The organism is Hymenobacter humi (assembly GCF_042665855.1).
Classification (GTDB): domain Bacteria; phylum Bacteroidota; class Bacteroidia; order Cytophagales; family Hymenobacteraceae; genus Hymenobacter; species Hymenobacter humi.
In genome coordinates, this window is the sequence record NZ_JBHTEK010000001.1 from 3,152,640 (window position 1) to 3,174,539 (window position 21,900).

23 protein-coding genes, 1 tRNA gene and 2 pseudogenes are annotated in these 21,900 nt (G+C 58.7%); 9 read left to right on the top strand and 17 right to left on the bottom strand.

Annotated elements, in window-relative coordinates; genetic code table 11:
- Positions 1-119: 119 nt before the first annotated feature.
- Positions 120-1,010 carry an AraC family transcriptional regulator gene (locus ACFQT0_RS17675; RefSeq protein WP_380204497.1) on the bottom strand — a complete coding sequence of 297 codons (891 nt, stop codon included), beginning with the start codon at positions 1,008-1,010 and terminating at the stop codon, positions 120-122.
- A gap of 229 nt (positions 1,011-1,239) precedes the next feature.
- Here ACFQT0_RS17675 and pckA point away from each other — a divergent pair, with 229 nt between their 5' ends.
- Positions 1,240-2,877: a phosphoenolpyruvate carboxykinase (ATP) gene (gene pckA / locus ACFQT0_RS17680; RefSeq protein WP_380204498.1), complete on the top strand. Its 1,638-nt coding sequence runs from the start codon at positions 1,240-1,242 to the stop codon at positions 2,875-2,877.
- A gap of 103 nt (positions 2,878-2,980) precedes the next feature.
- Here pckA and ACFQT0_RS17685 read toward each other — a convergent pair whose 3' ends face one another.
- Positions 2,981-3,544: a cupin domain-containing protein gene (locus ACFQT0_RS17685; protein WP_380204499.1), complete on the bottom strand. Its 564-nt coding sequence runs from the start codon at positions 3,542-3,544 to the stop codon at positions 2,981-2,983.
- Positions 3,545-3,762: 218 nt separating this feature from the next.
- On the bottom strand, positions 3,763-4,782 hold the full coding sequence (locus tag ACFQT0_RS17690) for an SDR family oxidoreductase (protein WP_380204500.1): 1,020 nt from the start codon (positions 4,780-4,782) through the stop codon (positions 3,763-3,765).
- A gap of 152 nt (positions 4,783-4,934) precedes the next feature.
- On the opposite strand from ACFQT0_RS17690, the pseudogene ACFQT0_RS17695 reads away from it, so the two are divergent.
- Positions 4,935-5,635 (top strand): annotated as a pseudogene (locus tag ACFQT0_RS17695) (16S rRNA (uracil(1498)-N(3))-methyltransferase).
- A gap of 22 nt (positions 5,636-5,657) precedes the next feature.
- Here ACFQT0_RS17695 and ACFQT0_RS17700 read toward each other — a convergent pair.
- Positions 5,658-6,164: a sensor histidine kinase gene (locus tag ACFQT0_RS17700; RefSeq protein ID WP_380204501.1), complete on the bottom strand. Its 507-nt coding sequence runs from the start codon at positions 6,162-6,164 to the stop codon at positions 5,658-5,660.
- Positions 6,100-7,170 (bottom strand): hypothetical protein, encoded by a 1,071-nt coding sequence (locus ACFQT0_RS17705; protein WP_380204502.1) that lies wholly within the window; start codon positions 7,168-7,170, stop codon positions 6,100-6,102. The genes ACFQT0_RS17700 and ACFQT0_RS17705 overlap by 65 nt, the downstream gene beginning before the upstream one ends.
- 269 nt (positions 7,171-7,439) lie before the next feature.
- On the opposite strand from ACFQT0_RS17705, the gene ACFQT0_RS17710 reads away from it, so the two are divergent.
- From ACFQT0_RS17710 to ACFQT0_RS17725, 4 genes are all read left to right on the top strand, one after another.
- A complete protein-coding gene (locus ACFQT0_RS17710; RefSeq protein ID WP_380204503.1) occupies positions 7,440-7,895 on the top strand; it encodes a hypothetical protein in 456 nt (151 codons plus the stop codon).
- Positions 7,896-8,011: 116 nt separating this feature from the next.
- Entirely contained in the window at positions 8,012-9,661 is a 1,650-nt protein-coding gene (locus tag ACFQT0_RS17715) for a sensor histidine kinase (RefSeq protein WP_380204504.1), read from the top strand.
- Positions 9,658-9,990: a response regulator gene (locus ACFQT0_RS17720; protein ID WP_380204505.1), complete on the top strand. Its 333-nt coding sequence runs from the start codon at positions 9,658-9,660 to the stop codon at positions 9,988-9,990. The genes ACFQT0_RS17715 and ACFQT0_RS17720 overlap by 4 nt, the downstream gene beginning before the upstream one ends.
- Positions 9,991-10,185: 195 nt before the next feature.
- On the top strand, positions 10,186-10,848 hold the full coding sequence (locus ACFQT0_RS17725; protein ID WP_380206068.1) for a DUF4159 domain-containing protein: 663 nt from the start codon (positions 10,186-10,188) through the stop codon (positions 10,846-10,848).
- 65 nt (positions 10,849-10,913) lie between these two features.
- Here the strand turns inward: ACFQT0_RS17725 and ACFQT0_RS17730 are convergent, their stop codons facing one another.
- The 6 genes and pseudogenes from ACFQT0_RS17730 to ACFQT0_RS17755 all read right to left on the bottom strand — a co-directional run bounded on the left by ACFQT0_RS17730 (position 10,914) and on the right by ACFQT0_RS17755 (position 14,912).
- Positions 10,914-11,465 (bottom strand): hypothetical protein, encoded by a 552-nt coding sequence (locus ACFQT0_RS17730; protein WP_380206174.1) that lies wholly within the window; start codon positions 11,463-11,465, stop codon positions 10,914-10,916.
- Between the two features lie 39 nt (positions 11,466-11,504).
- A complete protein-coding gene (locus ACFQT0_RS17735) occupies positions 11,505-11,762 on the bottom strand; it encodes a hypothetical protein (RefSeq protein WP_380206175.1) in 258 nt (85 codons plus the stop codon).
- A 91-nt stretch (positions 11,763-11,853) separates the two neighbouring features.
- Positions 11,854-12,078: pseudogene (locus tag ACFQT0_RS17740) on the bottom strand (1-acyl-sn-glycerol-3-phosphate acyltransferase); the annotation flags it as partial.
- 101 nt (positions 12,079-12,179) lie between these two features.
- On the bottom strand, positions 12,180-12,899 hold the full coding sequence (locus tag ACFQT0_RS17745) for a patatin-like phospholipase family protein (protein WP_380204506.1): 720 nt from the start codon (positions 12,897-12,899) through the stop codon (positions 12,180-12,182).
- Positions 12,900-13,041: 142 nt separating this feature from the next.
- The gene (locus ACFQT0_RS17750) at positions 13,042-13,890 is read right to left on the bottom strand and encodes an MBL fold metallo-hydrolase (RefSeq protein ID WP_380204507.1); all 849 of its coding nucleotides are present in this window, start codon (positions 13,888-13,890) and stop codon (positions 13,042-13,044) included.
- A gap of 74 nt (positions 13,891-13,964) precedes the next feature.
- Positions 13,965-14,912, bottom strand: a complete 948-nt coding sequence (locus tag ACFQT0_RS17755; RefSeq protein ID WP_380204508.1) for an acetyl-CoA carboxylase carboxyltransferase subunit alpha — start codon at positions 14,910-14,912, stop codon at positions 13,965-13,967.
- Positions 14,913-15,214: 302 nt separating this feature from the next.
- On the opposite strand from ACFQT0_RS17755, the gene ACFQT0_RS17760 reads away from it, so the two are divergent.
- A tRNA-Asp gene (locus ACFQT0_RS17760) sits at positions 15,215-15,288 on the top strand.
- A 196-nt stretch (positions 15,289-15,484) separates the two neighbouring features.
- Here ACFQT0_RS17760 and ACFQT0_RS17765 read toward each other — a convergent pair.
- From ACFQT0_RS17765 to ACFQT0_RS17775, 3 genes are all read right to left on the bottom strand, one after another.
- Positions 15,485-15,631, bottom strand: coding sequence for a hypothetical protein (locus tag ACFQT0_RS17765; protein ID WP_380204510.1), 147 nt, complete (start codon positions 15,629-15,631; stop codon positions 15,485-15,487).
- A gap of 77 nt (positions 15,632-15,708) precedes the next feature.
- A complete protein-coding gene (locus ACFQT0_RS17770; RefSeq protein ID WP_380204511.1) occupies positions 15,709-16,002 on the bottom strand; it encodes a hypothetical protein in 294 nt (97 codons plus the stop codon).
- Between the two features lie 2 nt (positions 16,003-16,004).
- Positions 16,005-16,874 (bottom strand): hypothetical protein, encoded by an 870-nt coding sequence (locus ACFQT0_RS17775; RefSeq protein ID WP_380204512.1) that lies wholly within the window; start codon positions 16,872-16,874, stop codon positions 16,005-16,007.
- Positions 16,875-17,266: 392 nt separating this feature from the next.
- On the opposite strand from ACFQT0_RS17775, the gene ACFQT0_RS17780 reads away from it, so the two are divergent.
- Together ACFQT0_RS17780 and ACFQT0_RS17785 are read left to right on the top strand one after the other, a co-directional pair.
- Positions 17,267-18,409 (top strand): hypothetical protein, encoded by a 1,143-nt coding sequence (locus ACFQT0_RS17780; RefSeq protein WP_380204513.1) that lies wholly within the window; start codon positions 17,267-17,269, stop codon positions 18,407-18,409.
- Between the two features lie 7 nt (positions 18,410-18,416).
- A complete protein-coding gene (locus tag ACFQT0_RS17785) occupies positions 18,417-19,247 on the top strand; it encodes a hypothetical protein (RefSeq protein ID WP_380204514.1) in 831 nt (276 codons plus the stop codon).
- A gap of 218 nt (positions 19,248-19,465) precedes the next feature.
- Here ACFQT0_RS17785 and ACFQT0_RS17790 read toward each other — a convergent pair whose 3' ends face one another.
- The 3 genes from ACFQT0_RS17790 to ACFQT0_RS17800 all read right to left on the bottom strand — a co-directional run bounded on the left by ACFQT0_RS17790 (position 19,466) and on the right by ACFQT0_RS17800 (position 21,820).
- Positions 19,466-20,158 carry an HNH endonuclease gene (locus tag ACFQT0_RS17790; RefSeq protein WP_380204515.1) on the bottom strand — a complete coding sequence of 231 codons (693 nt, stop codon included), beginning with the start codon at positions 20,156-20,158 and terminating at the stop codon, positions 19,466-19,468.
- A 158-nt stretch (positions 20,159-20,316) separates the two neighbouring features.
- On the bottom strand, positions 20,317-20,757 hold the full coding sequence (locus tag ACFQT0_RS17795) for an HNH endonuclease (protein WP_380204516.1): 441 nt from the start codon (positions 20,755-20,757) through the stop codon (positions 20,317-20,319).
- A 469-nt stretch (positions 20,758-21,226) separates the two neighbouring features.
- Positions 21,227-21,820, bottom strand: coding sequence for a hypothetical protein (locus tag ACFQT0_RS17800; protein ID WP_380206176.1), 594 nt, complete (start codon positions 21,818-21,820; stop codon positions 21,227-21,229).
- Positions 21,821-21,900 lie beyond the last annotated feature (80 nt).

A 21,900-nucleotide genomic window follows, 5' to 3' on the forward strand; every position in this document is an offset into this window, starting at 1 on the left:
TGCGAAGTGAAAAGAATGAAAGGCCCCCGCGCAATACGGGGATGGTAAATCTAGGAAAGTTTCGGCATTATGAAGCGTGGGGTGCGCTTTTCACGTCGTCGGGGCCGGGCCGGGAGGTTTTAGAAGGGCCGTCGCTGCGGTAGGCCTTGGCGCGATAGGCGCCTGGCGAAAGGCCGGTTTGCTTGCGGAAGAACCGGGTGAAATAGCCGGGGTCGACAAACTGCAGGCTCGTAGGCAATTTCGGCCACCGAAAGCGAGGTATAGAGCAGGTAGTTGTGGGCCTTGCGGATGGTGTGGGCCTGCACAATCTGCTGGGCCGTTTTGCCCTTCACGGCCTGGCAGATGCGGTTGAGGTGCACCTGCGTAATCTTGAGCTCCTGGGCAAACTGCGAAATCTTCTTCTCGAACGGCGCGGCCCGCTCAATGGCTTTCTGGAACTCGCGGAAGTAGTGCAGGGCGCGGTTGGGGCTTTCTTCCTTGCGGCGGTTGTGCTGCAGCAGGCGAAATATCTTCACGAACAGCAGCTTGAAGTAGCCGTTGAGCGCCAGCTGCTTGCCGGTCAGCTCCGAGTAGATTTCCTCACGAATCTGCTGCTCCAGGGCCTGCAAATCGGCGAAGCTGACTTCGGAGCTGAAATCGGACAGGATGTGCACCGAATTCAGCTCAACCAGCACGCCGGGCGTGGCCTGCAGAATCGTGTCGAGCAAAGCCTCCGAGAGCGTGAGCGTGCGGCCCTTCACCTGCGGGCTAAACGTGAAGCCGTGCACGGTATTGGCCGGAATGATTACCAGGCAGGGCGTGGTTAGCTCCACCAAATCAGCAGCTTCGAAGGAGGCGCGGCCCGCTTCGAGGAAGAAGAGCTGGAATAAATTTTCGTGCAGATGCGGCTTGAGGCCCCAATCGGTGAGGCGCTGCCGGGGCACAATGAGCTGGCTCTGGAGGTAGTCGTGCGAAATCTTTGCCTTGCTGTCTCCGTAGATGCCGTTGAAGCGGGCGATGTCGGTGGCCATTATTTTGGATATAAATAGGGACAAAGAAAACCTGCTGTGCGCCGCGTGTTGAATCAATACCGCTCCCATCGCACTTGAATAGGGTCTTCGGCGCTCAAAAATAGCCAACCGGCCAGACAAGGTTTAATTTGTCCCGTTAAAGAAACGAATTGTTTCACTTCCGCCAAGCTGAATAATTCTACCTTTGTACCCTCACACACGAAAACTCCCACCCAACACTTTTCTTACCATGCAAGAAGCCTCCACCCTTGCTACCGCCTCCCACAATCGTTTGCAGCCCCTGGGCTTCAACGAGACGGCTACCATCCACCTCAATCTACCGCCTGCTGCCCTGGTTGAGCACGCTCTTCGCAACGGCGAAGGCCACCTCACCGACACGGGCGCGCTGATGGCCGACACCGGCAAATTCACCGGCCGCTCGCCCAAAGACCGGTTTGTGGTGAAAGATGCCAACACCGAAGAAAGCGTGTGGTGGGGCGACATCAACATCCCCTTCGAGGCCGATAAGTTTGACCAGCTGCACCAGAAAATGGTGGCGTACCTGGCCGACAAAGACTTGTACGTGCGCGAAGCCTACGCCGGCGCCAGCCCCGACTACCAGCTCAAGCTGCGCATCGTGAACGAGCAGGCCTGGCACAACTTGTTTTGCTACAACATGTTCCTGCGCCCCGAAGAAGGCGCCGACACCAGCTGGCTGCCCGATTTCAGCATCATCTGCGCCCCTGGCTTTGAGGCCGACCCGGCCGTGGACGGCACCCGCCAGCCCAACTTCGCCATCATCAACTTCACCAAGAAGATGATTCTGATTGGCGGCACGGGTTACGCCGGCGAGATGAAAAAAGGCATTTTTGGCGTGCTGAACTACCTGCTGCCCCACGAGCGCAACACGCTGCCCATGCACTGCTCGGCCAACGTGGGCGAGGACGGCGACACCGCCATTTTCTTCGGCCTCTCGGGCACCGGCAAAACCACCCTTTCGGCCGACCCGAACCGTGGCCTCATCGGCGACGACGAGCACGGCTGGACGCCCGATGCCGGCATCTTCAACTTCGAAGGCGGCTGCTACGCCAAGGTAATCGACTTGAGCCAGGAAAAGGAGCCCCAGATTTGGGACGCCATTCGCTTCGGCTCCATCGTGGAGAATACGCGCTTTATCCCCGGCACCCACACCGTGGACTTCGCCAACAAGTCGGTAACGGAAAACACCCGCACCGCCTACCCCATTAACTTCATCGACAACGCCATCGAGCCCTCGGTGGCCGATGCCCCGAAGAACATTTTCTTCCTCACCGCTGATGCCTTCGGCGTGCTGCCTCCCATCAGCAAGCTCGACAAGAGCCACGCCATGTACCTGTTCATGTCGGGCTACACGGCCAAGGTGGCCGGCACCGAAATGGGCGTAACCGAGCCGCAGACCACGTTCTCGGCCTGCTTTGGCGCGGTGTTCCTGCCGCTGCACCCCACCAAGTACGCCGAGATGCTGGGCAAGAAAATGGACGAAAACCCCGATATCAACGTGTGGCTCATCAACACCGGCTGGACCGGCGGTAGCTACGGCACGGGCTCGCGCATGAAACTTCCTTACACCCGCGCCATGATTACAGCGGCCCTCAACGGCCAGCTCAGCGGCGTCCGGTTCACCAAGCACCCCATCTTCGGCATGGAAGTGCCCGGTGCCGTGCCCGGCGTTCCTTCCGAAATCCTGGACCCGCGCAACACATGGGCCGATAAGCAAGCCTACGACAAAACGGCCGCCTCGCTGGCCGACAAGTTCGTGGCGAACTTCAAGAAGTACGCCGAGTTTGCCAACGAAGAAATTCTGGCCGGCGCGCCCAAAGTCTCTTCCGACGCTCCGGTGGTAGCCTAAGGCGCGATTGCCTAAACTGAAAAGCCCCGCTGGCCTGTTGGCCGGCGGGGCTTTTTGCGTAAAGCCAGCTCAATAAAGTGGAGCTTCCGTGGCACCGGCCTGGTTAATCGACGGCTAATGGCGGGCCAACGACCTTCATTTCGTGGGTGGCGAAAAGTTGAGCCATTTCGGCGGCTGTTGGGTCTTTGGCTAAGGCTGCCAGCGCCACGAAAAACGCCTCCATTTTGCCGGCGGGCTGGAACGTAACCGTCATTTTGCCCCGCTCGGAAATCTGGGTCCAGGCGTGGGGCACTTTCATTGGCAGGAAAATACTGTCGCCCGTCCGGAGCCTGAACTTCTCCTCGCCCACCTGGAAATAATATTCTCCTTCGAGCACGTAGAAAACCTCGTCCTGATTGAGGTGCACGTGCAACGGCGTGCCTCGTTTGGGAGACAGGCTGGTTTGCTCGAAGATGGCCAGGCCCCCGGCGGTGTCTTTGCCCGACACTTTAACATCCAGGGTATTAGCGTTGACACCTTTGAGCCTGATGTGCCCGTGCAGGCGCCCCTCCCCGGCCGCTATCTTAAATCCCTTGCCCGGCGCCCCGGGATTCAGCCCGAAGGCAGGCGGGATGGCAACGGCCGGAGCCGCGGCAGCCAGTGACCGGAGAAATGTGCGCCTTTTCATACAGCAACGGAAAGAAGGTTGATTAGGAATACTCGGGCATTTTATGCGAGGATGCCCAAGTCAGCCACGCCTGGCCAGAGCCCATCCGGCCAGACGTTATTACTTGCTTAATGTACAAATAATTAACTGGTTGAATGTATCCGCACAGGGAAACGCCGTGGAGCGAGCGAGCCAATGCCCAACCATCCCACGGCGTTTTTTGCACTCAGGATTCTGCGCTACGATTGCGGCTCTTTTACCTTTCTGGCATTAGGCTTCCCCGAGCGGGCCATCCAGGCGGCCAGGCCCATGCCCGCCCCGGCGAGCACGGCTGCCGTTACCATGGGGTGCGTGGTAGCAGAGGTGTAGAGGCTGGTTTCGCGGGCGTGGCCGGGGTAGTTGCCGCGCTCCTTGAGGTGGGCATTGGCGTGGTCGAGGCCGTTGTCGGCCAGAGCGCGCGCCGGGCGGTTGGACTTGGTTTGCCGGGAAAACACCTTTTCCATGAACTTATCGGTCAGGCGCGGCGCGTAGTGGCTCATGGCGTTTACCATCTTGCCGCCGCCGCCCACGGTCACTTCGGGCTGGCCTGATTCGGCGCAGTGCAGGATGGCCTGGGCCACGAGGTCGGGGGCGTAGGCCGGCGGGGCGTGCTGGGGCTCCCGGTCCAGGTAGTTTTTGGCGTTGAGCGTGTAGGGTGTGTCGATGGCGGCCGGCTTCACGAGGCACACGGCCACGGGCGCGCCGTCCATCTCCAGCTCCATGCGCAGGCCGTCGGTGAAGCCTTTCACGGCGTGCTTGCTGGCGCTGTAGATGGTCTGGAGTATGGCAGTGGTTTCGGACAGGATGCTGCCCACGTTCACAATGGCGCCGCCGCGCGACTTGAGGTGGTGCACGGCTTCTAGCGAGCCGTAAATCAGGCCCCACACGTTGGTTTCGAACAATTTGCGCATGTCGTCGATGGGCATCTGCTCAATTTTGCCGTAAATCGAGACGCCGGCGTCGTTCACCCACGTATCGAAGCCGCCAAACCGCTTGAGAGCGGCCTGCGAAATGCGGTGCACATCGGCCTGCTGGCTCACGTCGGCCACCACGTAGATGGCTTGGCCGCCGGCCTGGTTTATTTCGTCGGCCAGCTCACGCAGGGCCTCTTCGGTGCGAGCGGCCAGCACCAGCCGGGCGCCTTCTTTGGCCGCCATGCGCGCCGTAACCAGGCCGATGCCCGACGATGCCCCGGTGATAACCATGACCTGGTCGCGCAATTTTTGAGGGTATGTTTCATAAGTATGCTGGAAAAAGGATGGAAAAGCCGAATAGGAAATTACGCCCCCGCGCAGCCAGTTGTTATGATTGAGCTTATTAATGCGAGTCGTGAAACCGGGCGCCTTGCGGCGCCAATGCCGTACTTTGCCCCATGCACACGTTTTACGCGCCCGACCTCAGCGGCCCCACCCACACCCTGCCCGAAGACGAAAGCAAGCACGCCGTGCGCGTGTTGCGGCTGGGCGTGGGCGATGCCGTGGAGCTGCTCGACGGGCGCGGGGGCCGCTACGCCGCCGCCGTGGCCGACGCCAACCCCAAGCGCTGCCAGCTGCGCATCACGCACCACGAAACCAGCCCGCCCCGCTCCTACTTCACCCATGTGGCCGTGGCGCCCACCAAAAATCTCGACCGCATGGAGTGGTTCGTGGAGAAAGCCGTCGAAATCGGCGTGGAGCGCATCACCTTCCTGCGCTGCGCCCGCTCCGAGCGCCGCGAGCTAAAGCTGGAGCGGCTGGAGAAAATTGCCATCAGCGCCCTGAAGCAGTCGGGCCAGGCCTGGCTGCCGCAGCTGGACGAAATGACCGATTTCACAACTTTTATCCAGGAAGTGGCGCCGGCCACCACGTTTATCGCGCACCTGGAAGAAGGCGAGCGCACGGCCCTGCGCCAGGTAGCGGCCGCGGGGGCGGGCTGCTGCGTGCTCATCGGCCCGGAGGGCGACTTCACCCCGCCGAAATCAGTGCGGCCCTGAGCCGGGGCGTTCGGCCGGTTACGCTGGGGGCCTCGCGCCTCCGCACCGAAACGGCCGCGCTGGCCGCCGTATTCACAGTGCACCTCAGCCGGGAAGGCTAAGCCGCGGCCAGCCCAACGGCCGCTAATGGGGCGCGCTGCGGCGGCCGTTGGCTTTCCCGTTTTGCCCCGTTGGGCTGGCTTCGGGCGAAAGGGGCAGCCACACGGCAAATTCCGTGTATTCGCCCAGGCCGGACTTTACGCTCAGCATGCCGCCGTGCCCCTGCGTGACGATGTCGTAGCTCAACGAGAGGCCCAGGCCGGTGCCTTCGCCGGGCGGCTTGGTGGTGAAAAACGGATGAAAGATTTTGTCCAGCACCTCGGGCGGAATGCCGGTTCCGTTGTCGCGCACCCGGATGATGACGCCCTTGGCTACGCGCTGCGTACTCACCGACACAGCGGGCGCGTAGGTGCCCGGCGGGAGCTGCGCGGCCTTTTGGTGCACGGCGTAAAATGCGTTATTGAACAGGTTGAGCAGCACCCGGCCCAGGTCTTCCACCACCACGGGCACCAGGCCGAGGCGCGTGTTAAAGTCGGTGGAAAGGGCGGCGGTAAAGTCGGCGTGCTTGGCCCGCAAGCCGTGGTAGGCCAAGCGCAGGTATTCGTCGGCCAGGTGGTTGAGGTCGGTGGGCTGGCGCTGGCCGTTGCTGGTGCGCGAGTGCTGCAGCATGTTTTTCACGATGCTGCCGGCCCGGTCGGCGTGCTCGTTCACTTTCTGCTGGGTCTGGGTTAAATCGGCGATGAGCAGGCCTACGGCCTCCCGGCCTCGCTCCGACAGCGACTCGTGGGCCAGGCTCGTCGCGCAGCTCCTGCACCAGCTCCAGCCCAACTTCCGAGAAATTGTCGACGAAGTTGAGCGGATTCTGAATCTCGTGGGCGATGCCGGCCGTGAGGGCCCCGAGGCTGGCCAGCTTCTCCTGCTGCACGAGCCGGGTCTGGGTATTCTGCAGGTTTTCCAGGGACCTTTCCAGCGTTTCGTTTTTCTCCGTCAGCATCTGCTCCTGCCGGAAATTTTCCAGCCGGAAGTAGTACACCACCACAAACAGGGTGAGAAAGCACAGCAGCACGTTGGCCTTGTAGAAGTACTGGCTGTTGGGCACGTACAGGAATGGCTCAATCACCGTCATGCCGTGGCGCACGGCAAAAAAGGCGGCCACGTTCACGCAAAACAGAACGAATATTTTCCAGAAGTTGCGGAAAAACAGCATGGGCACGATGCTGTTTGAAATCAGGTAGTACTCTACGCCGTCGTACTTGCGGGCAATGGCGATGAAGGAGCACAGCACCGTCACGCTCAGGGCGCAGTAGTAGGCCGCGGCGTCGTACCGATGGTAGTAGTTGAAAAAGAAAGGTGGCAGGTTGAGAAACACCCCGAACAAGCAGATTCGGAACGTCATGTAATCGGGCGAGTTGAAAAAGACCAGCACGTAGCCGGCGTAAATGGCGATGGTCACGGCGCTGATGCCGTTGAGCAGGTGCACCCGTTTCCGTTGCCAGTCGGTCAAGGACGGCTGTACCCCGATGTTGATGAGGCGCTGCCAGAGCCTGACCACCGGGTCTATCAGCTTTGCCCCTAGCCCAGCCGCTGTCGTTTCCATGGCAAACATTCGAAGCTTCCGCGTGATAAAGGCACTACGCCGTCAGGTAAGTATAAGCAAAAATGTTAAATTTATTCTCCCTATGTTAATAGTATATTTAATGTTCCTGTTATTGCCTTGCTTTGCCCAAATAGATTTCCAGTTAAGCCCAACCGTTTGCAGGGGCCTTGTCATTTGCCAAATCTTCAGCTACTTGAGCTCCCAATTCATTCCCCAGCTGCGCGGCCAGAACCCAGCACTTCTGCTCCCGGCCTAGAAACCTCATGCATTTGCTTTCGCCCATAAAAGCCTTGTTTGTTTGGCTGTTGGCCTGCGCCCTGCCGCTTGCCGTGGCGCAGGCGGCCCCGGCGCCCGCGGTGCAGCTGGAGCAGATGCCAGCCACGGGCCTGGTCCTGGACCAGGGCTGGCGGTTTCAGCCAGGCGACAATCCCGCCTGGGCCCGCCCCGAATTCGACGACGGGCAGTGGCAACCCATCAACCCGCGGCTGAGTCCCTTACAGCTCCCACAAGTGCAGCGGGCGGGCAGCGGCTGGCTCAGGCTGCGCTTCCGCCTCGGGCCGCAGCTGCGGCAGCGGGCATTGGCGCTGGGCATTTTTCAGTACGCAGCCTCCGAAATCTACCTCAACGGCCAGTTGGTGCGCCGCTACGGCACCGTGAGCTCCGACCCCGCCCAGGTGCTGCCATATTGGCCCGATGGCGAGCCCATCGAGCCTGCCGCCCTCTAACCTGCCTGAGCAGGTGCTGGCGGTGCGCATCGCGCACTGGCCGCCATTCACGGCCTTCAACCGGTTTCTGGTCCCGGTCTTTTTTGAGGCCCGGCTCGACGGCTTGGCGCAGGCTCGTGCAAGGCCTCCAGCACGAGGCCACCTACAAAACCTCGGACATGCTGCTGTTCGGCGCTTTTTTGCTCCTGAGCTTGCTGCACGCGGGCTTCTACTTCTACAATTCGGCTCAATCGGCCAACATCTACTTTGCCCTGTACACGCTGCTGGGCGCCCTGAGCTTTTGCTGCACCGGCTTCCTCGACGAAGTGCATCGGCTCGACTTGCGCATCCTCGTGGACATCCTGTCTTACGTGTGCCTGCAAACCGGCAGTCTGATGGCCGTGCGGGCCCTGTACAGCTTGTTCAGCGTGCCGGTGGGCCGGGTTTATTACGGCCTGTGGGCGCTTAATGTCATCAGTTTGCTGTTGCTGATATTCAGCCAAAACCTGAGCTGGTACCCTACGGTACTGTTTATGGTGCTGGTCACGGGCGAACAACTGCACCTCACGCTCGGGGCCCTGCGCCGCACCAAGCGGGCGGCCGGCATCATTGCCACCGGCTACGGCATCGCCCTTACGCTGCTGGTGGTGTTTGCCTATCTGGCCACCTACCAGCCGCAGGTGCTCATGCGCGAGGTGCTGTCCATCCCGGTGCACACGCTGCTCACGTTTCCGGCTTTCCTGAGCCCGGTGCTGGCCATTTCGCTGTTCCTCACCCGCCGCTTTGCCCTCGATAGCCGCCTGCTGGCCGTGAAGCTGAACCAGGTGCGGCGGCTTTCGGCCCAAACCCTGGACCAGCAAAAGGAAAAGCAGCTGCTGCTGGCCCAACAAAACGAAACCCTCGAGCGGCAGGTGCAGCAGCGCACCTACTCCCTGCAGCAAACCCTCAACAACCTGCAGGAAGCCCAGAACCAACTGGTAGAGCGCGAGAAAATGGCCAGCCTGGGCGAGCTCACGGCCGGCATCGCCCACGAGATTCAGAACCCGCTCAACTTCGTCAACAACTTCGCCGACGTGGCCGTGGAATTATTGGCCGAGCTCAGGGACGGCCCCCTGCAAACGCTGACAAACCAGGACAAAGAAGACGCCGAGAGCCTCGTCAACGAGCTGACGCAGGACTTGAGCAAGATTGCCTACCACGGCCAGCGCGCCGACAGCATCGTGAAAAACATGCTCCAGCACTCGCGCACCAGCCCCGGCGAGCGCGCGCCCACCGACCTCAACCAGCTCGCCGACGAATACCTGCGTCTGTCTTACCACGGCTTGCGGGCCAAAGACAAAAGCTTCAACGCCACGCTCACCACCGATTTCGACCCCACCCTGGAACCCGTCGAAGTGGTGGCCCAGGAAATTGGGCGGGTGCTGCTCAACTTGTTCAACAACGCCTTTTACGCCGTGCAGCAGCGCCAGAAGCTGGGCCAGCCCAACTACCGGCCCGAGGTGTGCGTGGCCACCCGCCGCGAAGCATCCGGCCAGGTCACCATCCGGGTGAAAGACAACGGCATGGGCATTCCCGAAGCTGTGCGGCAGAAAATCTTCCAGCCCTTTTTCACCACCAAGCCCACGGGCGAGGGCACGGGCCTGGGCCTCTCGTTGAGCTACGACATCGTCACCAAAGGCCACAAGGGTGCCATCTCGTTTGATACCCGGCCAGGCGAATACACCGAGTTTACCGTCAGCCTGCCCGTGCACGCGGAGAAACTCCAGGCACTTAACTTTTCAGTATGATGAAGATTCTGGTTGTCGACGACGAGGCCGATGTCCGGCTGCTGTTTGAGCAGCGCTTCCGCCGCGAAATCCGCGAGGGGTTGTTTTCGTTCGCATTTGCCTTTTCGGGAGAAGAAGCCCTCCGGTACCTGGTAGAGGAAAAGCACTACTCGGAAGTGGTGCTCATACTCTCGGACATCAACATGCCCGGCATGAGCGGCCTCGAGCTCCTGCGCAACATAAAGCTCGAGCACCCTAACCCGCCGCCTACCGTGATGATAATCACGGTAGGCGGCGACGAGGAAAGCTACCACAAGGCCATGCAGCTGGGGGCCAGCGATTTTTGGTGAAACCCATCGACTTTTCCCTGCTCAAGCAAAAGCTGGCCCCTCTAAACACCTAGCCCGGGCTAATACTGGTGAAAACCGGCGGTTGGCGGCGCGGCCTGGTTCGGCCAGCGGCCGCGCACGGCCCGCCCGGGAACCAACTTCGGGGGCTGAACTCTTACTTTGCCAGCGGCTAGCTCAATATTCCGCGTTGCTATGATGCTCAGAAACCTCTTGCTTTTTGCGGCGCTGCTGGTGTCGCTCACCGCCGCCGGCCCCAACTACAGCTTCAGAATTGCCAAGCTGCACTACGGCGGGGGCGGCGACTGGTACGCCAACAAAACCTCGTTGCCCAACCTGATTAAGTTCTGCAACCAGGCCCTGAAAACGAACATCGCGCCCGACGAAGCCACCGTGGAGCTCGACTCGCCGGAGCTCCTCACCTATCCCTTTGTACACATGACCGGCCACGGCAACGTGACCTTCACGGCCGCCGAGGCCAAGAACCTGCGCCGCTACCTCACCGGCGGCGGCTTCCTGCACATCGACGACAACTACGGCCTCGACAAGTTCATCCGGCCCGAAATGAAGAAGGTGTTTCCCGAGCTTGAGTTTGTGGAGCTGCCCTTCTCCCACCCCATTTACCATCAGAAATTCGCCTTCCCCCGCGGCTTGCCCAAGGTGCACGAGCACGACGGCAAGCGCGCCCAGGGCTTCGGCCTGATTTACAAAGGCCGCCTGGTGTGCTTCTACAGCTACGAGTGCGACCTCGGCAACGGCTGGGAAGACGTGGGTACCTACCCCGAAGACACCCCCGCCACCCACGAGGCCGCCCTGCGCATGGGCGCCAACCTCGTCGCTTACGCCCTCACGCAAGACTAGTAATTGGGCTAGCGTAGCTACTCACTCTGCGCTGAATGCCACGCATCATCGCCGCTGCTCCGCCGCTAGTACTTCCGCTGGAATATTTCGCTCAGCACAAAGGCGGCCCGCACGCTTTCGGGCTGGCGGAGCATGGTTCGCACCGTTTCGTTGAGCGCCGCAGAAGGGCTGGCGGCTACCACGGGCTTAATCTGCCCTAGGACCTCCATCGACGCGCGGGGCAATTCTGAAGAACGACGTACCAGGGGCGTAAGCATGCCGGACCGGGCCGTGGCCGGCGCCTCCAGCGAGGACTGGCGGACCTTAGTGCGCTCCTGCGAAAGAGTGGGGCGAGCTATTTCGCGCGGCAGCAGGCGGCCGCCGGGCGTGCGGAAGGGCAAGGGCTGAGGCACGGCGGGAGTTGGCTGAGGCGTGCTGGCCGGCTCGGCATTGCGGGCCTGCATCTGCTTCAGCATATCCTGAAAAGAAGTCGCCGGCAGCTCCGGTGCCACGCTGCGGGGGCGCGGGGGCCGTTCCTGGCTTTCCCGCGCGCTGGTTTCCCGCATCTTCATCACCATTCGGAAGATGAATACCCCGACGCCAAACAGTATCCAGAGCAGCGTGTAGACCTTTTCCATGGTTTGAAGATAAGGAGCGGCACCCTTCCGGGCCTGGGATTAGCGTACGCCTTTTTCGGGGAAGCGGCCGGTCTTGGTCCGGTAAAACGCCTTGATTTTGGCTTCGTCGGCTTCGTAGTCGCCCGTGGGGTACACGGCTTCGCCGATGCCGGCTTCTTTCTTGGCGTAGTCCAGATACCCCAGGCGGATGGGCACGTGTGCGCCCAGGGCCGCAAAATAATATCCCTTGCGCCAGCGCGGCTGGTAGCTGCGGGTACCCTCCGGGGTGATGAGAATCACCAGGCTCGTCGTGCTCATCGAAGAGCTTTATCATGCCATCCACGAGGCTGTTGTTTTTGCTGCGGTCCACGGGCAGGGCGCCCACGGCCCGCACCATGCCCCCGAGCAGCCAGTGCTCGGTCCACTCCTTTTTCACGGTGAAGCGCACGTCCACGTCCATGAGGTAGAAGGCGGCCCGCGCCAGAATCAGGTCCCAGTTGCTGGTGTGCGGGGCCGCAATCATCATGCTTTTCTTGATTTCCGGGTTGGCAATCTGGCCCAATTTCCAGCTGGAAACCCAGAACACGAATTTGGCCATGTAGTACCAGAAAGTAGAGCTTTTACGGGCGGGCATTGAGGTTTTATTAATGGATTAGATGAGCGGACGCAGCTTCCAGCGGCGAGCTGGACCGGATGCAAAGATGCGCGGATAATGCCAAGCTTGCGCGCCCCGCTTTAAAGCAGGGCCTGCAGGGCATCGGCCTGGCTCAACGTGTAACGGTAGCCGATGTCGAAAAGCTCGTTGGCCCGCTTGTAGTCCAGGGGCCGGAAATGGCGCAGCTCGGCGGGCTCCAGCAGCAGGTGGCACTGCGTTTTGCGCGAGGCCGTATTGGCGTTGATGGCCAGGTGCAGGGTGCGCTCTATCAAGCCGCGGAAGCTGGGAATATGGGCTTCGGAGTTGATAGGATTGCAGTTGACGCCCACCACGCGCACTCCCTCCTGCCCCAGCAGCGGCTCAATGGGCAGGTTGTTGAGCAGGCCGCCATCCACCAACTGCCGGCCCTGGTACTCCACCGGCCGGTACACAATGGGCACCGCCGATGAGGCCAGCAACGGCGGCAGCAGCAGCCCGGTATTGAAGTACACCGACTCGCCCGCCATCAGGTCGGTAGCTACCAGCGTGAGCGGCCGGCTCAAGTCTTCAAAATTGACCGTGGCCCCCAAATGCCGGGCAATCAGGACCGATACGGCATCGAGGTGCAGCAGCCCAAACCGGCTGAACGCCGGCCGCGTGAGCCGAAACAGGTTGGTGGAAAGCAGCAGCCGCAGAATCTCGCGGGGCGCAAAGCCGGCCGCGTAGAAGACGCTCGCGATGGCACCCGAGCTCACGCCCGCCAGCGGCCCCACCGGCAGCCGCAGGCTCGTCGAGCGCCGCCAGCACCCCCAGATGCGCAATGCCGCGCGCTCCGCCTCCCGATAATGCCAACCCCAGGTGGGCCATGGTGTGGTTCGTAGTTGAAAAGTAGTAGACGCCTGGCCTCCCCGCCGGCTTGCCAGCGCCATACGCAAAACCACTCCCCAACAACTAAGTGCAGGCTTATAAATCCGCCAGGCGCAGGGTTTCGGCCACTCGCACGCCTTTGTCGGTCATTTCCACGGTGCAGGCTTCGTGGGTGGGGTCGTGCTCAAGCAACAGCACCCAGTTTTCGGCGGCGGCGCGGCGCAGCACGGCTTCCTTTTCGGTCATGGTGATGAGCGGGCGCACATCGTAGCTCATCACGTAGGGCAGCGGCACGTGGCCGGCGCTGGGCAGCAAATCGGCCATAAACGCCAGCGTGCGGCCTTTGTAGTCCATCAGGGGCACCATCATTTTTTCGGTGTGCCCGTCGGCCATGATGATTTCGCGGAACTGCGGCAGCGCGTGGGGCACGCTTCCCTGCGCGTCCACAAACTTCAAGTGGCCACTTTCCTGAAGGGGTAGAATATTTTCCTTCAGAAAGCTCGCCTTCTCGCGCGGGTTGGGCGCCACAGCCCAATCCCAATGCGCTTCGTTGCTCCAGTAGGTGGCATGGGGGAAGGCCAGTTCGAGCACCCCATCGGGCCGGCGCAGCACCGAGCCGCCGCAATGGTCAAAGTGCAGGTGCGTCAGGAAAACATCGGTAACGTCGGAGCTGGTGAAGCCCAGTTTGCGCAGCGATTTCTCCAGCGTGTCGTCGCCGTGCAGGTAGAAGTGGCCGCGGAATTTGTCGTCCTGCTTCTCCCCAATGCCATTGTCGACCAACAGCAGCCGGCCGCCGTCTTCGATGAGCAGGCAGCGCATAGCCCAGGTACACATGTTATTGGCATCGGGCGGGTTGAGCTTCTGCCACATGCTCTTAGGCACCACGCCGAACATGGCGCCGCCGTCAAGTTTGAATAAGCCGGTGTCGATGGTATGAATCTTCATTTATTGTAACTGTTAGCTTGTAGCTGTTAGCTTTTTCTGCAAGAGCTAGCAGCTACAAGCTAACAGCTAAACCTTTATTCCACCACCACGCCCATCGCCGAAAACTTGTCGATGCGTTGGCTAATCCGGTCCTCCACCGAAATGGCAGACAATTCCTTCAGCGTTTTGAGCAAGGTGCTTTTCAGCGTTTCAATCATCTGCTCAGGCGCCGTGTGGGCACCACCGAGCGGCTCTTTCACGATGCCATCCACCAGGCCGGCTTTGTGCATGTCGATGGCGGTGAGCTTTAGCGCCTCGGCCGCCTGCTCCTTGTAATCCCAGGAACGCCACAGAATGCTGCTGCACGACTCGGGCGAAATCACCGAGTACCACGTGTTTTCCAGCATCAGCACCCGGTCGCCAATGGCGATGCCCAAGGCCCCGCCCGAAGCGCCTTCGCCGATGATGACGCACACCACCGGCACCTTGAGCATGAACATCTCCTTGAGGTTGCGGGCAATGGCCTCGCCCTGCCCCCGCTCCTCCGCTTCCAGGCCCGGAAAAGCCCCGGGCGTGTCGATTAGCGTCACCACGGGCACGTTGAACTTCTCGGCCAGCTTCATCAGACGCAGGGCCTTGCGGTAGCCTTCGGGGTTGGGCATGCCGAAGTTGCGGAACTGGCGCTGCTTGGTGTTGTGGCCCTTTTGCTGGCCAATAAACATCACGGTGCGGCCGTCTATTTCCCCAAAGCCGCCCACCATGGCCTTGTCGTCGCCCACGGTGCGGTCGCCGTGCAGCTCCACAAATTTGTCGGCCATGCCTTCGATGTAGTCGAGGGTATACGGCCGGTCGGGGTGGCGTGAGAGCTGCACGCGCTGCCAGCGGGTCAGGTTTGCGTATGTTTCTTTTTTAAGAGCCTTGATTTTGGCTTGCAGCGCCACCACGGCTTCGCTCACGTCGACGTCGCTTTCCTCGGCCAGCTTTTGCATTTCGAGGAGCTTGCCTTCGAGGGCGGCTATGGGTTGTTCAAAATCGAGGAGCATGGAGGTCGGGATGTATCGAATGGAAGGAACTGTGAGCGGCCGGCAGGGGCATTTTGGAGCAAACGGGGCCACTGCCCACGTCCACACCCCACGAATGCCATCCGGCGGGCGGGTGGCAAAGGTAAAACATCCGCCGTTGCGGCGCTGCGCAAAAATTAATGAGCCTGAAAAACAAGCCACAACCGTTCAGGAGCGCCCAATTTTAAAAAAACTTTGGCCCTGTGCTTGCAGGCCGTTGTTTTTATCCCCTACCTTTGCAACACCAAAACGGAAAAACACACGGTTTTTCTACTGAGGCAAACGGTTTGGTAGTTCAGTTGGTTAGAATGCCGCCCTGTCACGGCGGAGGTCGCGGGTTCGAGTCCCGTCCAGACCGCTACCGTTTGCATAAAGCCCCTGTGAGTCACGTACTTACAGGGGCTTTTTCATTATAGGTAAAACATAGGTAAAACATCCCACCTTTCATAGAATCGCGGATATCGAGGGTAAAACCTTCTTACTGCCTGCTACTCCCCTACCCAATTAAGAATTAGTCGGCATTCGAAACCACCGCGGGCTAAGCGACGCTGCTCCTAAAGTTGGCGGACTTGAAGCCACGAAATTTCACCGGCAGCAAGTATTCTATCGAACACTTCCAGCATGTCGGTTAATTCGGTGAGTAGTTCTTCGGGGAGTGCGGCCATCAATTCCTGCGCTTCCTCGACCAGCTTGGCAAGCACTGTGGTGCGGCATTGCGGCCGGACTCTGCGGTGATGGTGGGTATGCGGTCGCGGATGAGCTTGTAGTACTGCATGGGTTAGAAGCGCTGGACGTAACGGGCGGCGGCTACATCGTCGATGAAACGCACTGCGCAGTTGGCCAAGGTGGCGGCGAATGTATGGTCGGTACCTAGGCCGACGAAGCGAAGGGCGGCATCCTCGCGCACGGCTTTCTGCAGAGTTGGCGAATGGTGGTAGTTAGTGTAGGCGGCTGCCAGCAAGGGTTCGGCGGCGGTGAGGCGCTTGGCATCGGGCACTTTGTCGCGTTTGGTGTGCTGGTTAAATTCGCGGTCTACGGGCAGCAGGTTCCAGAGCTCGTTGATGGGGTACACAGCTAGAGGCAGTAGGTGGTCGAGGTCATAGTGCTGCGGCTGGGTGAGGCGCTTTTGCGTCCAGGGGCAGGTGAAATGGTGGTTTTCGTGCAGCAAAATGTCGACCTGGTTGCGCTCCCACGAAAGCGGGCGGCGGTTATCGGGGCGCGCGGTGAGCAGGGTGTAAATGTCGCCACGAGCAGCCTGGCGGTCGTTGGCTTGGGTGACGCCTTCGGTGAACAAGCACCATTCGTGAAGGCAAAGGGCTTCGACGTAAAGTGAAAGCCGGTGGAATGCCTCCCACAAGCTGGCCGGCACCAGGACGCATGCGTCCTGGGGCTGAGTACCGGGCAATGGCAGGACCGAGGGGGCAGTTGGTCATAGCGGGCAGGGATATCAAACACCGACCAGTGGCCCGGGCCGGCGTACTTGATGGGCATTTGAATGGCTTTGGCAGTAGCAGCGACGGTCTGCCGGTAGGCATGCTGCAGCGCGGGTGGGTAAGTAGCCCGCCGGCGGGGCGTGCGCATCTCCGTGAGCAGAAAGAAGCCATCGGCAGGCTGCGGCCTGAGTTGCACCAGGTGCTGCCACTCGGCGCGCAGGTTGGTCAGGGCTGGGCGGAAAGCTATGTCGTTGCGGGTGGCTTCGTCGCGGATGGCGCGGGCACCCTGGTAGATGGGAAGCTGGGCGTCAGCAAAGGGCCAGTAGTAGGCTACCCACAACTCGGCCAAGCGGCTCAATGGCACGGCTACAGGCTGACCTTGGCGGGCCACGTCGGGATACATGAGCACCACGTCGTTGATGGCCCGTAGCAGGGCTATTTTGTAGCTTGTGGTTTTGTTGTCGTGCTTGAGGATGGTGGCAATGGCTTGCTCACCACGAATGTCGGACATGGAGAGTACCAAAAGAGCAGCCTTTAATATTCAACAAGGCTAAGTATGCCTGGAGATATAAATAACGCTCATTAGGATGCAAAACCACCCCTCTAAAGAACAAGCGGTAGGCGAATTGAAATGTAAATACCAGGTCAACCCAAAAAGTATTCCTCAATATCAGTGCTCCGTGAATTACTATAAATAGTAAGTGCTAAAATTAACGAGCTACGCTTCCGCTTATAAAGCCTTTTGAGTAATTATAGTGCTTTTTAATATTAGAGTAGGTTTCTCGCTAGATATAGACCTTACTTTGGCCAAATATACTAAAGTTAATATGGCACTGGTAGCTTCCCGCTTTATTATCTAGGCGTAATACAGTCACCCCTGTAAACTAATACTACACAACCGAAATGGTAGAAAAACCAGCCGGAAGGGGCCAGAAACGGCACCAACTTAATGTATTCACTGAAAACCTACTGCTTGACCCTCTCAATCCGCGGCTGCCGAAGGATGCTCGCAACAAGGGGCAAGACCAACTCATATCGGCTCTTAGAAGGGACTTCGACTTGGACGAGCTTGCCTATTCCATCTCGGGCAATGGCTACTTCGACGAGGAGCCCCTTGTGGCCATTCCCATCGCCCTTCCCAAAAAATTTGAGACCAAGAAGTACGAGGAACTTATCGACAATAAGGAGTACGTCGACTTCATTAGCGATACCAAGACTCAATTTTATGTGGCCGAAGGCAACCGGCGCCTGTCTACGATTAAGATACTACTTTCTTCTAAGCTGCGTTCGACGCTACGCGTCAAGTGGCCGGAATTAAGCGAGAAGGTCGAGTTCGACATCAGTATTTTGCCCGCCATCATCTACCCCACCCGCCGGGAGGTACTGCCTTACCTGGGCGTTCGGCACATCACTGGTATCGTCAAGTGGGAGGCCTACGAGAAGGCCGACTACGTTGACAGCATGGTCAAGCAGGGCTACACCATTGAACAGATTCAGGGGATAGTCGGCGACCGAACCAATAATATCCGTAAGATTTACCAGAGCTACAAGATTGTAGAAGAAGCTCAGGACGAGCTAGGCATGGACGCCACCGAGGCCAAAGACAGCTTCTCACTCCTTACCTTGGCCATCGGTCAGGGCAGTATCAAAACCTACCTCGGCTTACCCAAGAAGCTTGAGGATACCGACTTCGACCAGCCTGTGCCCGTCGAGAAGCAGGAGAATCTCCGCAACTTAATGGGGTGGCTCTTCGGTGATGAGAACAAGCTACCCGTGCTCAAAGAGTCGCGGGACATTACAAACTACCTCAGCCCTGTGCTGACGAGCGAGGCAGCGACTGAGCACCTACTGCTAACAGGTGACTTGCAAGAGGCCTACGACATGAGCAGCGGGGAGGAGTTGCTACTTGCTAAGAAGCTGACACAGGCTAAGCGAGCATTGGGCTACTCACTGAAGCTGATTAGCGGCAACAAGTCAGAAACAGTTGTTAAGCTGGTAAATGACTGCGAGCAGGCTGTGAAGGACATTAAAAAGCTTCTTAAGTAGTCCTGCGATGTTTGCTATAATTGATGCAAAGCCTGAGCATATTGCTGATTGGGCCGAGTGGTACGTCGCGCACTCACAAGATACCCTTTCAAAAACCGCGCTTTCTAGCCAACTAGCTTTAACCCTGAGCCTGGATGACGATGGCGCAGACGTACTTGTAGAAAGCGTCTGGCTGGAACTACGCTACCGCGAGCGCCTTTATGGCCCCAATGCGCCTATAAAGGTTGCTGGTAGGGTACTAAAAAGTCGGTTCTCGTGGACAGATAAACCACACTATCTGGCCTGTCTCATCTTCTCGCTAACCGGCAACGGTACGCAGACGACCGTTGCAGGTCAACTCTTCGAGGAAGTTTCCGCTATAGCCGTTAAGCACTACATTGGTGGTGACTGCGTCATCTGTGGGTTTCCGACCCCGGTTAAGGTAGCTGACCTAGCTACCAAAACTGGGGAGCGATTTATTCGGGAGTTTCCCAGCCACCGTAAGGACCGCAACCTTGACCTTATGGCATGGCGCCCCTTCGGCGATGCCCGCCCCGGCCAGCTCATCGTGCTAGTTCAATGCGCAGCAGGGCGAAACTGGAAGTACAAAACCAAGGAGCTTGCTGTTGAAGCATGGAAAAAGCTTATTCAGTTTCACGTCGATCCAGTCCGGGGATTCACCATGCCGTATATCATTTCGGATTCTAGCGAGTTTGAAGAATACAGTACCGACGCCGGCCTCATCTTGGACCGGGTTAGAATTTATCGCTTCACAAATGGAGTCGTTCTTGATACAGATCTAAAGAAGCGGCTCACTTCCTGGTGCAAGGGTAGAATTACTGCAATGAATAAGAATTGATTAATCGCCTCAGCCGTACATTCAACGTTAAGGCAGGCTCTTCTTCTTCTGTTAGCACAAGCTTCTCGTAGGCATAGCCATCAAATGCACACCTTAGATGTAGGATGGAGCTGTCTGTTTTACTGGTAGGCGCTGTTGGTATGTTCCAAAGAATCTATATAGGGCCAACCCCACGCTTAGCTATTTTTAACATATGCTAGCAAGCCGAGGTGCGTTTACTATTCTGCTCGCAGCCTTGGAACCTGAGCTATAATGTGCTTCGCCAGCGAGTCAGCATTAACGCCATGATGGAATCGTCTATGACAGTTAGGACAGAGGGCGACGGCGTTCGTTACGGTGTCGCTCCCTCCCTGGGACAGCCATCGAACATGGTGAACCTCTAGGTAGGGCATGCCGCCTGCTATGATGAAGGGAGCAGGCAAGCTGCACCACTCACAGTCGCCGGCTGCAGCTTCTAGCACCCAAGCGACAACCTGAGGGCTTCGCAAGAACTGCATGGCCTCCCCTGCTACTCGCGTGGGCTTAAGCACCCCGGCCGGCACACTCTGAGGCCCAATACTCATTAAAGCAGCCGCTCTTCTTGAGAGTAAGACCTGGTCAGATGTCGCTTGGCCTAGGCTGCCTCCAAAGTATCCTTTGCGCTCAATTACTGCTTTAATAGCAGTCGTGGCGCTAGGCCCCACATTGGCGGCAGGAACTAAGCCACTTACCCATGGTAGCCCCATGGTGTCGAGCACGTGCGAGATATTCTGAAATCGGAACTCGTAAGCCTTAGCTGAGCGGCCGTAGCGAAGCGCCATCGCGTCATAGACACGCTTCTTGACTACTTGTGCTCCCGATACTTGACTTTCGAATAAGCTATGGTAGGCATCGACGGCTGCCTCTATCTCATCTTCCGACCAGGTTGCCATTGGTATTGCGTTAGTGACTAGGCTTAAATAAATGAACTCTGTTGGGGTAGCTGAATGCAGCGATGGCCTTTGACTGTATTTATTTGGCTAGGCGCTGGTGCAGACATCCTGGGAAGTCGCGCTAGGTGGGTAAAGCAAAGAATGCAAGCCTTTAGCCGCTAGAAGGCGCAGCGAATGCGATGGGCACGCAAAGCATCCCGACTTGGACGGTGTGACTCGACAGCAGGCATGACAATAGCTTTATCACTAAGGGCTGCATACTCGGAGGCTGCTAGGTCGGGAGATAGCTCTACTACTAAGCTGTCGGGGTTGATGGCCAGCAACTGCAAGTCGAAAAGGGTATGAATGTCGGCCCGAAGCAGTAAGCCATTCTGCATATAGTTGGTGGAGGGCCCCAGGTATGGAATAATATGAGCGGCTTCCAGCAGCGGCTCGACCTTACAGCCAGTTACAGCACAGGCGCTGGAGTAGGCCTCGAGTAAACCCTTGCGAAAAGCCGACTGACCGCGTCTGCGCACGATACTTGCCAATACCCACTCACGCCCATCCCGAATGGAAGCCGGGTTGAATGCGGAATGAGCATCCTGATCGGCTTGCACCTGAGCTAAGCTGGGCACGCTGCCGCTGCGCGCAAGTATGAATGAGGCAGGGCGCTGGCCGCTATGGGACTGGTACTCGAAGCGGCCAAGATAGCAAAACGCTGCGTCAGGATACTGCGAATGGCTCTCGCGGTAGAATACCAGCAGTTCTAGCCCTCGCAGGCTCGTGCGTGATGATCAGTTGGTCGGTGCGGCCAGTAGGCTGACCGCACCAAACCAGAGTGCTATCATCAGTAAGCTGACTCTGGGTGGTAGACCCACTTCCAGCGTGTGCAGTTACGAAGAGCCAGACCGAGTTATAGCCGCTGGGGCGAAAGACACCAGCGTCGAGGGTGGCTTCGGTAATCCCAAAAGCTGGCGCAACTGAGCCCGGGTGTAGGGCTGCTGTTGCACTAGCTGGTCTGAGGCTAGGTGAGACTGTTGGCTGGGCATGTAGTAGCGGTCGAGTATAGATAAAGAGAGAGGGAATCTAGTCCCCTGCCAGCTTTACCATCTCTACGCCGGCATCAGCGGGTACCCACACGGCAAGCGCGAAGGAGGCCACTTGCGGGTCGGCTTCATTCTTCACCTTTAGATAGTGAATCTGGAGCGAGAAATGCTCTGGCTCTCTAATCTCGCTATCTCCAGGGTAGATAAGCTCACCCGCACCCTTCTTGGGGTTGCGGCCCTGAAATAGCTGCCTTACTTTTCCATTTACAGCAGCACGCAGACGCCCTTTACCACCCGACATACGGTAGGTAACTCCTTCGGCGCTGGGGTTAGCCTTGCTATAGGCCTCTAAGCTATTTGCAAGCATCGCAAAGGTGCTACTGTCGTCGGTAGATAGGTAGCTATAGCTACGCAGCAGCGTCACAAGCTCCATCAAGGGTACCTCTGCAACCAAATGCTTCTGCTCGTCGGTACGGCTGGGGCTCCCCTTATCCGTTTGCCACTTGGGCTCTTGGTCATTTACAAACTGCTTAATGGCAGCCTTATTAGCGTCAAGCTCAGCGGCACTGCCCAGTACTGCCCTAGTCTGAATCCAGCGTCCGCCGAAGCTATAGCGCTCAATGTCGTCGCTCATAACCGCAGGCCTAGTTAGCTGGGCAAGGGAAGATGGCAGCGCTACGCACCGCTCAAAGTCGTTGAGCATGCGGCCGGCAT

What these genes read in the sequence shown, in the direction of transcription:
- ACFQT0_RS17675 (WP_380204497.1), bottom strand. Translation starts at nt 1,010, where the DNA reads ATGGCCACCGACATCGCCCGCTTCAACGGCATCTACGGAGACAGCAAG.
- pckA (WP_380204498.1), top strand. Translation starts at nt 1,240, where the DNA reads ATGCAAGAAGCCTCCACCCTTGCTACCGCCTCCCACAATCGTTTGCAG.
- ACFQT0_RS17685 (WP_380204499.1), bottom strand. Translation starts at nt 3,544, where the DNA reads ATGAAAAGGCGCACATTTCTCCGGTCACTGGCTGCCGCGGCTCCGGCC.
- ACFQT0_RS17705 (WP_380204502.1), bottom strand. Translation starts at nt 7,170, where the DNA reads ATGGAAACGACAGCGGCTGGGCTAGGGGCAAAGCTGATAGACCCGGTG.
- ACFQT0_RS17720 (WP_380204505.1), top strand. Translation starts at nt 9,658, where the DNA reads ATGATGAAGATTCTGGTTGTCGACGACGAGGCCGATGTCCGGCTGCTG.
- ACFQT0_RS17725 (WP_380206068.1), top strand. Translation starts at nt 10,186, where the DNA reads ATGCTCAGAAACCTCTTGCTTTTTGCGGCGCTGCTGGTGTCGCTCACC.
- ACFQT0_RS17730 (WP_380206174.1), bottom strand. Translation starts at nt 11,465, where the DNA reads ATGGAAAAGGTCTACACGCTGCTCTGGATACTGTTTGGCGTCGGGGTA.
- ACFQT0_RS17735 (WP_380206175.1), bottom strand. Translation starts at nt 11,762, where the DNA reads ATGAGCACGACGAGCCTGGTGATTCTCATCACCCCGGAGGGTACCCGC.
- ACFQT0_RS17750 (WP_380204507.1), bottom strand. Translation starts at nt 13,890, where the DNA reads ATGAAGATTCATACCATCGACACCGGCTTATTCAAACTTGACGGCGGC.
- ACFQT0_RS17755 (WP_380204508.1), bottom strand. Translation starts at nt 14,912, where the DNA reads ATGCTCCTCGATTTTGAACAACCCATAGCCGCCCTCGAAGGCAAGCTC.
- ACFQT0_RS17775 (WP_380204512.1), bottom strand. Translation starts at nt 16,874, where the DNA reads ATGTCCGACATTCGTGGTGAGCAAGCCATTGCCACCATCCTCAAGCAC.
- ACFQT0_RS17780 (WP_380204513.1), top strand. Translation starts at nt 17,267, where the DNA reads ATGGTAGAAAAACCAGCCGGAAGGGGCCAGAAACGGCACCAACTTAAT.
- ACFQT0_RS17785 (WP_380204514.1), top strand. Translation starts at nt 18,417, where the DNA reads ATGTTTGCTATAATTGATGCAAAGCCTGAGCATATTGCTGATTGGGCC.
- ACFQT0_RS17790 (WP_380204515.1), bottom strand. Translation starts at nt 20,158, where the DNA reads ATGGCAACCTGGTCGGAAGATGAGATAGAGGCAGCCGTCGATGCCTAC.
- ACFQT0_RS17800 (WP_380206176.1), bottom strand. Translation starts at nt 21,820, where the DNA reads ATGAGCGACGACATTGAGCGCTATAGCTTCGGCGGACGCTGGATTCAG.